This window comes from Streptomyces sp. NPDC005925 (assembly GCF_040638805.1).
Taxonomy (GTDB): Bacteria; Actinomycetota; Actinomycetes; order Streptomycetales; family Streptomycetaceae; genus Streptomyces.
On sequence record NZ_JBEXVL010000001.1, the window covers coordinates 87,362 to 99,429 of the forward strand.

Genomic DNA, 12,068 nt, shown 5'->3' on the forward strand with positions numbered 1-12,068 from the left:
GTCCCGCCGCACGGCTCGCCGAAGGAGCACCGACATGCCGAAGGCACGGGAGACGGCCGTCTACACGCACGGGCACCACGAGTCCGTGCTGCGTTCGCACACCTGGCGCACCGCCGCCAACTCGGCGGCGTATCTGCTCGGTTCGATCCGGCTCCACATGAAGATCCTGGACGTCGGCTGCGGGCCGGGCACGATCACCGCAGATCTGGCGGCGCTGGTCCCGGACGGGCACGTCACCGGCCTCGACCGGGAGCCCGCGGTCCTGGAGCGGGCGCGGGCCACGGCCGCCGGGCGCGGCCTCGGGAACGCCGACTTCGCCGTCGGGGACGTGCACGCGCTGGAGTATCCGGACGACACGTTCTGCGTGGTCCACGCCCACCAGGTGCTCCAGCACGTCGGCGACCCGGTGGCGGCGCTGCGCGAGATGCGGCGGGTGACGAGACCCGGCGGGTACGTCGCGGTGCGGGACGCCGACTACGCGGCGATGACCTGGTATCCGGAGGTTCCCGGGCTGGACGGGTGGCTCGACCTGTACCGCCGGGTCGCGCGCGCCAACGGCGGGGAGCCCGACGCGGGGCGGCGGCTGCGGTCCTGGGCGCTGCGGGCCGGGTTCACCGGCGTCACGGACGTCGTCGCCACCTCCGGCACCTGGACCTTCGCGACGCCCGAGGAGCGCCGGTGGTGGAGCGGCCTGTGGGCCGACCGCACCCTGGCGCCGGCGTACGCGGCGCGGGCGGTCGGGGGCGGGCACGCCGACGAGGACGCGTTGCGGCGCGTCGCGGAATCCTGGCGGGAATGGGGAGCGCGGGAGGACGGGTGGTTCGCCGTTCTGCACGGAGAGATTCTCGGCAGAAAACAGGCCTGACTCCCGGTTTTGGGGACACCCGATGATCAGGAGGTACTAGATCATGATTCCACTTCTTCTCGTGCTGCTTCTGGCAGTGATTCTTTTCAGTGTCGGATTCGCGGTGAAGGTCCTTTGGTGGATCGCGATAGCGGTGCTCGTGCTGTGGCTGCTGGGGTTCCTCATGCGTGGCACCACCGCCTCGGGAGGCAGGGGCCGCTGGTACCGGTGGTGAACCGCCGGCGCCGATGGTGAACGGATGACCGGGGGCCGGCCCTGCAGGGCCGGCCCCCGTCCCCACGGCCGGGCGTGGGCGCGGCGGGACGGTGGGGGTCAGTCGAGCGGCGCGGGGGTGACGTACCGCACCGCGTTGTCGAAGGCCACGCCGTGGCTCTTGACGTCGATGCGGATGCGGTCCCCGTCGGCGATGGAGAACCCCTGGTGGAAGCTGGCCTCGTCAGCACCGAGCAGCACGTAGTTGACCAGGTGGGGCCGGCGTACCGCGGGGAACGAGAACAGGTGCCGCACCATGTCCCGCACCCGGAAGTACAGGGCGTCGCCCCCGCAGTCGAAGTTGCCCTCCCAGGCGGTCGCGCCGTCCCGCTCGATGGTGACGCGGCCGTTCACGGAGGTCGGCGGTTCGCCGAGGAAGAGCCAGGGCGCGACCGCGGTGTCGCACAGCTTGCAGTACGGGTTGTACCCGGGGTCCTTGCGGTGCAGGCCGATGTCGCACAGGTCGTTGCCGAACGTGTAGCCGGCGTAGTGCGGCATTCCCTCGGCGTCATTGACGTAGACGAGGACGACTTCCGGTTCCTCGATGAGGGCGACCGGATCGGCCGGCACGGTCAGGCTTTCGCCGGGCAGCCGGATCCATTCGCCGAACCCCTTGAAGAACCACTTGGGCGGCGTGAATTCCCCCTCGGGCGCGCTCTGACCGCCCCATTTCTTCTTGTGCGTGCCCATGAAACCGCTGAGCAGCGCCTTTCCGGTGGCCGTGGGCAACAGCGGTGGCAGCAACCGCAGTTCGGGGTCGTCGGCGGCGACGGTGAGCGCCGTGGCGTCGTCGGCGAGGGCGGCCTTCAGCGCGGTCGCCGAGCCGTCGGTGTCGATGAACGCCTGCGCGAGCCGGCCGTCGGCCACCGGGTACAGCGTCTGCGGCGCGCCGTGCTCGGGAAGACCGAAACCGACGTGACGGCGCCCCTGGTACAGGGCCTCGAAGAGCAGCGGATCAGACATGCGGGGAAACCTCCGGTACGAGACGGAACGGATCGAGAGGGGGTTCGGTGATCAGGCCGGCGGGACGGATCGTCCTCACGGGGCGGACGGCGGGCGCACCTCGCCGGTGAGGGCGGCCAGGACGTCGGCGATGCGGTCGACGGCCCCCTTGATCCAGGGCAGTCCGAGGGGGTCCGGCGCCGCCAGCGCGGCCCGGCGCTGCTCCTCGGTGTCGCCGTAGAGCCTGCTGGTGGCGGCCCGGATACGCAGGGCGCGGGGCGCTTCGCCGAAAGCGCTCGCGGGGAGGACACCCAGGCCGTGGCGGTCGGTGAGGTGGCGGGCCAGGTCGTCGCCGCCGTGCACGCCGTGGGTGCGGGCCAGGTGGGTGCGCAGGGGTTCGAAGTCGGGGTAGAGGTAACTGGTCGCGCGGACCGGGTGCAGCCGGGCCCCGGCCCTGGTGAAACGGTCGGCGACCGCGCGCACCACCGTCTCGTGCAGCCTCCGGCTCACCGCGACGTGCTCGGTGATCTCCGGCGGCTCGGCGAAGGCGTAGGCGGCGGCTGCCTGCACCGGTGCGGTCGGGCTGGACCAGATCTGGCTCGCGATGGAGACCAGCCGGGTGTGCAGCGCCCGTCCGATGTCGCTGTCCGGGAGCCGGGCCACCCCGGTGCGCCAGCCGCCGAGGGCGAGGTTCTTGGTGAGGCCCGTGGTGACGACGGTGCGCTCCGGGGCGTGCCGGGCCGGGGACTCGGCGGGTGCGGCGGTGTCGTAGACGAGGTCGCAGTAGATCTCGTCGGAGACGATGACCAGGTCGAGGTCCCGGGCCGCCGCCGCCAGCCGGAGCACCGTGGCGCGCGACGCGACGGTGCCGGTGGGATTGTCCGGCACCGTCACCACCACGGCCCGGGGGTTGTGTCCCGCGGCCCGCGCCAGGGTGACCGCCTCGCGCAGCCGCTCCGGGTCCGGCACCCCGCCCTCGCCTGGCAGGGTCGGGACGGTGACGGGGTGCGCCCCGGCCAGCCTCGCCTGGGCCGCGTAGCTCACCCAGCTCGGCACGGGCACGACCACGTCGCCGCCGATGGCCAGCAGCAGGGCGAACAGCAGCGGCTTGCTGCCCGGACCGGCCACGACGAGCCCCGGGTCCACGCCGAGACCGCGCCGTTCCCAGTAGCCGGCGGCGGCCACGCGCAGCGCCTCGCTGCCGGGCACCGGGCCGTACGCGTTGTCGTCCGCCGCGGCGGCGAGCCGCTCCCGCAGCGCGGGGTGCGCGGGCAGGCCGATCTCTCCGCTGGTCATCGACAGGACCTGCTCGCCGGCAAGCCGTCGGCGGGCCATCGCCTCGTCGGCGGCGAGGGTCGCCGACATGGAGACCGGGGCGGGTTCGGGCATGTTCAGGCTCCAAAGGGGTGGGCTGGGGACGGGAGGGGGTCAGCCGGTCGTCTCGGCGTACGTTTGCCGCAGTTGTGCCTTGCGGACCTTGCCGGTGAGGGTCTTGGGCAGGGCGGGCAGCAGTTCCAGGCGGTCCGGCAGGAAGCGGGGGTCCTGACCCGACTCCGTCAGGTGGGTGCGTATCTCTTCGAGCGACGGGGTCGCCCCGGCGCTCGGGACGACCACCGCGCAGATCACGGTCGTACCGCTGTCCGTGGCGGACGGCAGCCCCACGAGGGCGGCCTCGACCGCCTCGGGGTGGCTGCCGATGACGGCCTCCAGTTCCGTCATGGGCGCCACGAGACCGTCGCGGACGATCGCGTCACGGGCCCGGCCGACGATGCGGATGCCGCCGCGGCCGTCGTCCCGCGCCAGGTCCCCCGTGTCGAACCAGCGGTCCTCGGACAGGTCCGCCGCGAAGGCCTCCTCGCGGCGGTGGAAGCCGAGGGCCAGGGACGCGCCCCGCACCTTGAGCCGGCCCACCACGTTGCCCTCGCCGTCGCGGCCCGTCGGGTCGATGCGGGTCTGCATGGCGTCGATGGCCCGCCCGTTGCTGGACGCCGCCCAGTCGTCGGGATCCGCGGGGCGGGTCATCGTGACGGGGCCGTTCTCCGACATGCCCCACAGCGAGTAGGAACGGGCGCCCAGCGCGTCGTGGACCTCGTCCGCGAGCTGCGCGAGGACCGGGGCGGAGCCGATCACCACGTGCCGCAGCGAACCGGTGTCCCGCTTCTCGGCCCGCTGCGAGGCGGCGACGTCGGCGAGCGTGGCGGGCGGCCCGTACAGGAGGTTGGCGGAGTAGCGCTCCACCAGGTCGAGCAGCGCCTCGTTCCTGCGGACGTCCTGGAAGGCCACCGTGCCGCCGAGCATCACGCCCGCGAGGACGCCCTGCGCGAAGCCGGAGTAGTGGATGAGCGGCGTCGACACGGCGGCGACCCAGTCGGAGCCGAGGCCGAACGCGTCCACGTACCCGCGGATCGCCGAGTGGACCGTGTTCGGACTGTGCAGGACGCCCTTGGACTCGCCGGTGGTGCCGGAGGTGAACAGCACCACGAACGGCTCGTCGGCGGTGAGCGCCGTGCCGTCCAGGTCCTGGCCGGCGCCGGGGCGTTCCTCCCGCGCGACGGACACGAAGTGCTCGTGGAAGGAGAGCGCCCCGGTGGGCACCGGCCCGTCGACGACCAGGACGTGCTCCAGGGTGGGGAGCTCGTCCTTGAGTGACGTGACGATGTCCGCCAGCGGGGTGCCGGACCACTCGGGGAGCGTGACGCACACGCGGGCCTCGGTGAGACCCAGGCGGTGGCGCAGCTCGTCCTCCTGGCAGACGGGCGACAGGGGGCAGATGACGGCGCCGACCCGCATGCACGCGAAGATCAGCGGCACCATTTCCCACCGGTTGGGCAGTTGCACGGCGACGAAGTCCCCGTGCCGTACGCCGAGTTCGCGCAGCGCCAGCGCGAACCGGTCGGTCAGCCGGTTCAGTTCCGCGTAGTCGAGCGTGTCGGTGCGCGACTCGGCGACACGGCGTCCGGCGATGGCGAGTTTGCGGGGCCGCTCGCGTGCCTGCCGGTGCAGATCGTCGAGGAACGTCTCGTCGCGCCACCAGCCGCGCCGACGGTACTCGGCGGCACGTTCACCGGGGGGCAGGGCGGCCAGGGCGTCGTGCCCGGGCACGGCCGGCGACGGCGTGCCGTGGGGTTCCGTGGTCGTCATCCGCGCTCCTTGTGCCGGACCGTGAGCAGCTCGGGCAGGGGGTCGCCGGCGCGTGCCGCGGCGATGTCCATGAGGTCGCGGGTGTTGCGGCGCACGCAGTCGGCGACCCAGTCGAAGACCCAGTCCTTGCGGGCGTCCGCGGGCAGCTCGAAGGGGACGACACGGGTGACGGCCAGGGCGGCCGAGCCGGCCCCGCCGATGTTGGCGATGACGCCCGGGACCAGCAGGGACCCGGAGGCGCGGATCTTCTCCCGTGCCTGGGCGGTGGAGGCGATGTTCGCGCCCTCGACCACCAGGGAGGCGCGCAGCCGGTGCGCATTGTCGTCGTTCAGCGCGTGCTTCTGCGCGGCGAGGATCAGCAGGTCGGCGTCGACGTCGAGCCAGGCGTCCGACTCGTCGGAGACGGTGACGCTCTGCGGCAGCCGGGCGCGGTCGATCCGCCCGAACTCGTCGGTGACGGCGACCAGGTCGGCCACCGGGAGGCGGTCGGCGCTGATCGTGCCGTCGATGTCGGCGACGCCGACGATCACATGACCGCGGTCCTCGAGGAACTGCGCGACCGCCCGGCCCACCGCGCCGAAGCCCTGCACGACGACCCGGGCCGGTTCGGTGCGGCCGTTCGCCTCCAGCGCGGTGACCGCCGCGACACCGACGCCGTACCCGGTGCAGTCGATCAGCGGCTCGTAGTACGTGCGCCAGTCGATCGGCATGTCCGGCGCGCCCAGCCGGTAGCGGGGGTCGTAGCCGGCCGTGCCGAAGAAGACGGCGCGGTCGGCGGGGGTGACGCCCATGTCTATGCCGAGGTGGATGCCACCGTGCAGCAGCGGCTTGATCGTGCGGCCGAAGGTGCGGAACGTCTCGTCGCGGTCACCGCCGTCCGCGACGATGCCGCCCTTCGCGCCGCCGATGCGCAGTCCGGCGAGGGTGAACTTCTGCGTCATGTCACGGGCGAGGCCGGTCACCTCCTCCTCGGTGACGGACGGCGTCATCCGCACGCCGCCCATGCCCAGGCCGTCGTACAGGGAGTCGACGACGACCCAGCCCTTGAGGGAGCCGCCGCTGCCGTTCAGATGAACGGTGAGGGCCGGCTTCTGCGAGTTTTCCTGATCAGTCATGCCGTGTCCTTCAGTACGTGAGGTTCAGGGTCGGGTTACAGGGGGCGAAGTGCGGCCCACGGGCCGTCACCGGTAGAGCTGGGCGAAGCCTCGCAGGATCTCCAGGCCGTCGCTGCGGAACTCCAGATGAGCCTGCGCTCCGAGGATCCGGCCGTCGTCGGAGCGCAGGAACTCCACGGGCGCGTGCTCGGAGCGGCCGATGGAGCGGAACCCCGCGGGGGCCTGCTGGAGATACAGGGTGTGGCGGTGGAAGACGGTCACGGTCGGCTTGACGTAGGTGAACAGCGGCTCGTCCTTGTCGACCTGCGCCTCGTGGCCGCCGACCCGTTGCGGACCCTCGGCAAGCCGGCCGCCGGCGGCGACGGCGAGGATCTGCATGCCGCCGCAGATGCCGAAGACGGGGACGTCACTGCCCATCACCAGGTCGACGAGGGGCTTGTAGTAGTCGCGGTCGTACGCCCTGACCTTGGTGCCGCTCAGGACGATCGCCCGGTGGCGGCCGTCGAGCCGGGCGGGTACGGACGCCGCGTCGACCACGTCGGTCTGCGAGCCCAGGTGCTCGAAGCGGCGCCGCAGTTGTTTCAGGGACAGGGTTCCGTTGTTGACGATCAGCACACGGGATTGCGCCACGTGCTCGCTCCTCAGGTCGGGGTGATGACGGTGCCGGTGCGGGCGGCGAGCAGGTCGGTGACGGGCGCGCTGCCGATCACGACGCGCTCCACGCCCCTGTCCAGGGCCTCGCCGGCGGCCCGCAGTTTCTTGCGCATGCCGCCGGTGGCGCCGTTGTCCCGGAAGGAGGCGGCGGCGTCGGCGGAGATCCGGCGGACCGGCTCCCCGTCGATCAGCAGGTGGGCGACGTCGGTGACGAGGACCAGGTCGGCCGCCCCGACGGCGCCGGCGAGGGCGGCTGCGGCCCGGTCGGCGTCGGTGTTGACCTCCTGGCCCGCCGCGTTCCGGGCGAGCGGGGTGATCAGGTAGGCGTGGCCCGGCTGGAGATTCTTCAGCGGGGCGGGATCGACGTGGGTGATGGGGCCGACGAGGTTGTCCAGTTCGACGAGCTTCTTCTCCCGCCACCACCAGCGTTCCGCCTCGCCGGCGCCCACCAGGCCGTCGCTGCCGAGGACGCGTTCCCCGGTGATGCCGCGCTGCCGGAGCCGGTCGAGGACCTCCGTGCCGAGCCGGGCGCTGACGGTCTTGATGTCGGCGATGACCTCCGGGGTGGTCCAGCGGCTCTGGTTGCCGTACCGGTCGCGCAGGATGGCCGCCGGCTCGCCGTAGCGGGGCCTGAGCCGTTTCAGGGGCTTGGACCAGCCGTGCACGAGGACGAGCGGGCTGCTCTGCCCGTGCCGGGCCAGGTCGTCCCACCAGGTGCCGTCGAGGTCGTCGAGGCAGCTGCCGCCCAGTTTCACGACGGTGGGCGTGGACCGCGCTGCCGGGGCGGTCATGCGGGCATCACCGGCTGCATCGTCAGCCCGGTCTCCTCGGGCAGCCCGAACCGCAGGTTGGTGACTTGCAGGGCCTGGCCGGCGGCGCCCTTGACGATGTTGTCGAGGGCGGCGAGGACGACGATCCGGCCGCCTTCGGCGTCGTGCAGGACCGTCACGTCGCAGAAGTTGGAAGCCAGGACGGCCTGCGGATCGGGGACCGGGATCAGCGTCTCAGTGTGCCGCCGCACCCGCACGAAGCGGTGCCCCTTGTAGAAGCGCACATAGGCACGCTGCAGTTCGCGCTGGTCCACCGCGTCGTCGGTGAACACGTAGCTGCTGGTCATCAGCCCGCGGACGTGTGAGACGCCGTACGCGGACATGGTCAGCGAGCCCACCCTGCCGGGTTTGCTCCGGCCGAGGAAGTCACCGACCTCGGCCGCGTGCCGGTGCCCCGTGGGGGAGTACGGGGAGATCGCGCCGCTGCGGAACGGGTGCAGGTCGGCGGTGCGCAGCTGCAGGCCGCCCCCGCTGGAGCCGCTCTTGCCGTCGACCACGACCGTGTGCAGGTTCAGGCCGAGCCCGAGGGTCAGCGGTGCCAGGCCGAGGGTGATGGCGGTGGCGTAGCAGCCGGGCAGGGAGATCAGTGCGGCGTCGGTGAGCTGCTCGCGGATCAGTTCCGGAACGCCGTACACGAAGCGGTCCGCGAGGTCGGGGCGCCGCTCGACCTTGGGGTACCAGCGGTCGTGCAGCTCGGGGGTGCGGATGCGGAAGGCGCCGCTGAGGTCGACGAGGACGGGACCCCGGTCGGCGAGCAGGGCCGCCAGGTCCGCGGAGACGGGTGCGGGGGTGGCCAGGTAGAGGACGTCGACCCGGTCGGCGACGTCCTCGGTGACCGGTTCCACGGTCAGGCCCAGGTCGAGGCGCAGGCCCGGGTGCAGCTCGGCCGGGCGGCGGCCGATGTGGGAGGAGCCGCCCAGGAAGGTCAGCTCCATGTCGGGGTGCTGGGTGATGAGTCTGATGAGTTCGCCGCCGGCTATCCCGGAGGCGCCGACGACTCCTGCGCGGATCATGCGACCAGCTCCCGCACGTACCGGGCGACGGCCGACGCGGCGTCCACGCCGGTGGCCGTGGCGACGCCCCGGAAGCCGGGAGCGTGATTGACCTCGTTGACGACGTAGCCGTCGTCGGTGCGGAACAGGTCCACCCCGTAGATGCCGGGACCGAGTTCGGCGACCACACCGCCGACGATCTTCACCACGTCGGGGTCGTGGGCCGCGGCGCGGCTGGTGTTGCCGAGGGCGGCGTTGTTGCGCCAGTCGGTGCCACCGCTGACGAACTCTGCGGCGCCGACCAGTTCCTCCCCGACGACGAGGCACCGCACGGAGGTGCCGCCGCCGAGGTACGGCTCCACGAGGCAGGCCTGCTCGAAGGCGTGCCCGAGGTCCTCGACGTAGTCGTACACGGACTGGGCGAGGTCGGTGTCGCGCAGCAGGGTGACGCGCTTGCCCATGCCGCCGAAGACGGGCTTGAGCACGAGCGGCATCTCCAGTTCGTCCAGGGCCTTCTCGAAGTCCCGGCGGGACAGGACGAGACGGAAGTCCGGCACGGGGACACCCGCGGTGCGCAGTGCGGTGCGCAGCAGCGCCTTGTTCTCGCACAGGTGGACCGCGCGGGCCGTGTTCAAGGTGAGCACCCCGGCCGTCTCGGCGAGGTTGGCGATCAGTCCGCCGCGGGTGTAGCTGCGGCTGCGCACCAGCACCGCGTCGAAGTCCCGCACGGAGGGGGCGTCGGGGTGGCCCAGGCAGAGGGACTCGTCGTTGACCCAGTCGATCCTCAGGCCGTGGTCCGGTGCGGTCCGGATCAGCTCGCGTTCCTCCCAGCTGATCCGGTCCGCGACGATGGCAACCGACTTGGTCATGTCACTGACCCCAGTCGCGCAGCTGCACTTCGACCATCTGCAGGGTCAACTGGCCTTCGCGCACGTCCTCGACGCGCAGGGTGAGCATGCACTCGGGGCAGGAAAGGGTCTCGCCCTTCACCATCGGCGGCACGGTCAGGTCCGTCTCGCACTCGGGGCAGACGCCGTTGAGAGTGGCTGTGGTCATGGGTAACTCCTGTGTCTGTTCGGAAGTGGGTGTGCGAGAGGCGTACGGCGGGAGTCAGGCGGCCTGGAAGTCGACGGCGGCCTTGCGGATGGCGTCCCGGTCGAGCAGCGCCCTGCTGCCCCGCTCCTGGCGTTCCACGAGCCAGGGAGTGAAGGCGTCGACGTCGACGTCGAGGCCCGAGCCGTCGAGCGCCCACTTCACGAGGGCGGGGGTGAGGCGGGTGCGCACCCGCAGCTCGCGCGCGTTGCCGACCAGTTCGGCGGGCAGCGTCTCGTAGGCCTCGGGGTGGGTGAGCTGGCCGGGCAGTTCGTAGGCGAAGGCGTGCGGGGTGGTCGGGCCCGACTGGAAGGCCTCGCCGAGGCCGGCGCCCTCGAGGGCGACCCGCGACAGTTCGGTGAGGTGGGACAGGTCGAAGCGGGTGTCGCCGTGGATGACGCGCAGGGACGTGAGGAGTTCGGCCAGCGGGGCGTTGCCGCCGCGTTCGCCGATGCCGCCGACGGTGGCCGAGATCCAGCGCGCTCCGGCGCGGACGGCGGCGAGCGAGTTGGCGACGGCCATGCCCAGCATGTTGTGGGAGTGGATCTCGATCTCGGAGCCGTCGATGGCGGTGAGGTCGCCGATCACCTCCTCCATCTGCCACGGCGAGAGATACGCGACGGTCTCGGCGAGCCGGAACCGGTCGGCACCGGCCTCGAACCCGGAGGTGACGTAGGGGACGAGGCGTTCCTTCGGAGTGCGGGCGGCGTCCTCGCCGCTGAAGGTGACGTGGAAGCCGCGCTCCTTGGCCTGCGTGATCGCCGAACGCGCGAGGGTCTGCAGGAGCTTGGGGCTCGGCGTGCCCAGTTTCAGTCTGGCGTGCGCCTCGGAGGTGGGGATGGAGTACATGATGTGCCGCACGCCGAGCCGTTCAGCCTCGTCGAGGGCCTTCGCCACCTGCTGGCGGTCGCGCACCACGACGAGCGTCATGCTGCGTTCGGGGCCGACGGCCTCGTGGGTGGCGAGGACGAGGTCGGCGTCCTTGGAGTCCGGTCCGGAGACCATGCCCACCTCGACCAGTTCGACGCCGGTCTTCACCAGCAGACCGGCGATGACCGCGGCATGCTGGGGGCCGAACTCGACGCCGGCCATGTGCGCGGAATCCCGCAGTGTCGCATCGGATATGCGGGGCGGATTCGGTGTGCCGGGTAAGCCTGCCGTTGCTGCCATGGGCCTTCAGTCCTTCTTTCCGCGGGGAGGTGAAACGGGATTCGAGGGTTCGTCGAGCGATGGCCCTTACATTTCCTCGAGAGCCGGGGATGCGACAGGGGTGCTGGAGTCAGGGCTCCGTCCGGAAGTGTCAAGGAATGTAAGGAGCGACAGGCGGTGCAAAGCCGGTGTCCGTCCGGTGTCATTTCCCGCCGCCGCGTCTGCCGCTCTCCGGCCGAACGCCCTACGGTGCGGCCATGGACCTTTTCTCACAGCCCAGGCTCGGAGTCGTCGTCCCACCGGAGAACCCCACGGCGGAACCGGAGTTCCATCATGTCCTCGGCGCCGGAATGAACGTATACACGGCGCGTTTTCCGCTGACGCCCGGAATGGACCTGCGGAGCATGCTCGAGACGTACAACCGCGTACTTCCCGACACGCTCCGCGCTTTCGGCTCCATGCGCCTGGACGCGGCCGTGGTGGCGTGCAGCGCCTCGCACTACCTGCTGAATCCCGACGGGGACCGCGCGCTGTGCGAGGAGTTGTCGGGTCGCGTCGGCTTCCCCGTGCGGTCCTCGACGCAGGCCATCCTCGACGCGTGCGAGGCGCTCGGCGTGACCCGTCTGACCCTCGTCTCGCCCTACCAGCCGTGGCTCAGCGACACCTCGCGCGCTTTCTGGGAGCAGGCCGGCCTGGCGGTCGACGACGTCGTTCTCGTCCCGGCGGGCCGCGACCGCGACGGCCACGACCACTTCGACCCGTACCGGGTCACCACCCGGACGATCTTCGAGCGAATACGGGACCGCCGCGTCCCGGACGACTCGGCACTGCTGTTCACCGGCACGGGCATGGGCACCCTGGCCGCCCTCACGCGGCTCGCGCGGGAGTGCCCCGGCCGCACACTGCTGTCCTCGAACCTGGCGTCCGCCTGGTGGGCGCGCCGCGCGACGAAGGCCTCCGCGGAGGGCGCCCACGGGCTGCTGCGGGACATGGAGAACCGGGCGGCCTGACACGAAGGGCCTTCGGGCCCCGGGAC

General features: G+C 71.9%; 13 protein-coding genes. 3 read left to right on the forward strand and 10 right to left on the reverse strand.

The genetic code is table 11. The annotated features are described in order from the left end of the window. Window positions 1-34 precede the first annotated feature (34 nt). Together ABZ354_RS00380 and ABZ354_RS00385 are read left to right on the forward strand one after the other, a co-directional pair. On the forward strand, window positions 35-865 hold the full coding sequence (locus ABZ354_RS00380; protein WP_358651343.1) for a class I SAM-dependent methyltransferase: 831 nt from the start codon (window positions 35-37) through the stop codon (window positions 863-865). Window positions 866-908: 43 nt separating this feature from the next. Beyond that, window positions 909-1,079: a hydrophobic protein gene (locus ABZ354_RS00385; RefSeq protein ID WP_358651345.1), complete on the forward strand. Its 171-nt coding sequence runs from the start codon at window positions 909-911 to the stop codon at window positions 1,077-1,079. 98 nt (window positions 1,080-1,177) lie between these two features. Here the strand turns inward: ABZ354_RS00385 and ABZ354_RS00390 are convergent, their stop codons facing one another. The 10 genes from ABZ354_RS00390 to ABZ354_RS00435 form a co-directional block, all read right to left on the reverse strand. Next, a complete protein-coding gene (locus ABZ354_RS00390; protein ID WP_358651347.1) occupies window positions 1,178-2,080 on the reverse strand; it encodes a fumarylacetoacetate (FAA) hydrolase in 903 nt (300 codons plus the stop codon). Between the two features lie 75 nt (window positions 2,081-2,155). Beyond that, entirely contained in the window at window positions 2,156-3,448 is a 1,293-nt protein-coding gene (locus ABZ354_RS00395; RefSeq protein ID WP_358651349.1) for a pyridoxal phosphate-dependent aminotransferase, read from the reverse strand. A 39-nt stretch (window positions 3,449-3,487) separates the two neighbouring features. Then, window positions 3,488-5,200: an AMP-binding protein gene (locus tag ABZ354_RS00400; protein WP_358651351.1), complete on the reverse strand. Its 1,713-nt coding sequence runs from the start codon at window positions 5,198-5,200 to the stop codon at window positions 3,488-3,490. Then, the gene (locus tag ABZ354_RS00405) at window positions 5,197-6,315 is read right to left on the reverse strand and encodes a Glu/Leu/Phe/Val dehydrogenase dimerization domain-containing protein (protein WP_358651353.1); all 1,119 of its coding nucleotides are present in this window, start codon (window positions 6,313-6,315) and stop codon (window positions 5,197-5,199) included. The genes ABZ354_RS00400 and ABZ354_RS00405 overlap by 4 nt, the downstream gene beginning before the upstream one ends. A gap of 66 nt (window positions 6,316-6,381) precedes the next feature. Continuing rightward, window positions 6,382-6,945: a gamma-glutamyl-gamma-aminobutyrate hydrolase family protein gene (locus tag ABZ354_RS00410; protein ID WP_358651355.1), complete on the reverse strand. Its 564-nt coding sequence runs from the start codon at window positions 6,943-6,945 to the stop codon at window positions 6,382-6,384. Between the two features lie 11 nt (window positions 6,946-6,956). Next, on the reverse strand, window positions 6,957-7,760 hold the full coding sequence (locus ABZ354_RS00415) for an acetylglutamate kinase (protein WP_358651357.1): 804 nt from the start codon (window positions 7,758-7,760) through the stop codon (window positions 6,957-6,959). Continuing rightward, window positions 7,757-8,812 (reverse strand): N-acetyl-gamma-glutamyl-phosphate reductase, encoded by a 1,056-nt coding sequence (argC, locus tag ABZ354_RS00420; RefSeq protein WP_358651359.1) that lies wholly within the window; start codon window positions 8,810-8,812, stop codon window positions 7,757-7,759. Before argC ends, ABZ354_RS00415 begins: the two co-directional genes overlap by 4 nt. Beyond that, window positions 8,809-9,660, reverse strand: coding sequence for a RimK family alpha-L-glutamate ligase (locus ABZ354_RS00425; RefSeq protein ID WP_358651361.1), 852 nt, complete (start codon window positions 9,658-9,660; stop codon window positions 8,809-8,811). Before ABZ354_RS00425 ends, argC begins: the two co-directional genes overlap by 4 nt. A gap of 1 nt (window position 9,661) precedes the next feature. After that, window positions 9,662-9,847 carry a lysine biosynthesis protein LysW gene (locus ABZ354_RS00430; RefSeq protein ID WP_358651363.1) on the reverse strand — a complete coding sequence of 62 codons (186 nt, stop codon included), beginning with the start codon at window positions 9,845-9,847 and terminating at the stop codon, window positions 9,662-9,664. Window positions 9,848-9,901: 54 nt separating this feature from the next. After that, on the reverse strand, window positions 9,902-11,053 hold the full coding sequence (locus ABZ354_RS00435; RefSeq protein WP_358651365.1) for an isopropylmalate synthase: 1,152 nt from the start codon (window positions 11,051-11,053) through the stop codon (window positions 9,902-9,904). A gap of 236 nt (window positions 11,054-11,289) precedes the next feature. Between ABZ354_RS00435 and ABZ354_RS00440 the strand changes: the two genes are divergently transcribed. Further along, entirely contained in the window at window positions 11,290-12,042 is a 753-nt protein-coding gene (locus ABZ354_RS00440; RefSeq protein ID WP_358651367.1) for an arylmalonate decarboxylase, read from the forward strand. Window positions 12,043-12,068 lie beyond the last annotated feature (26 nt).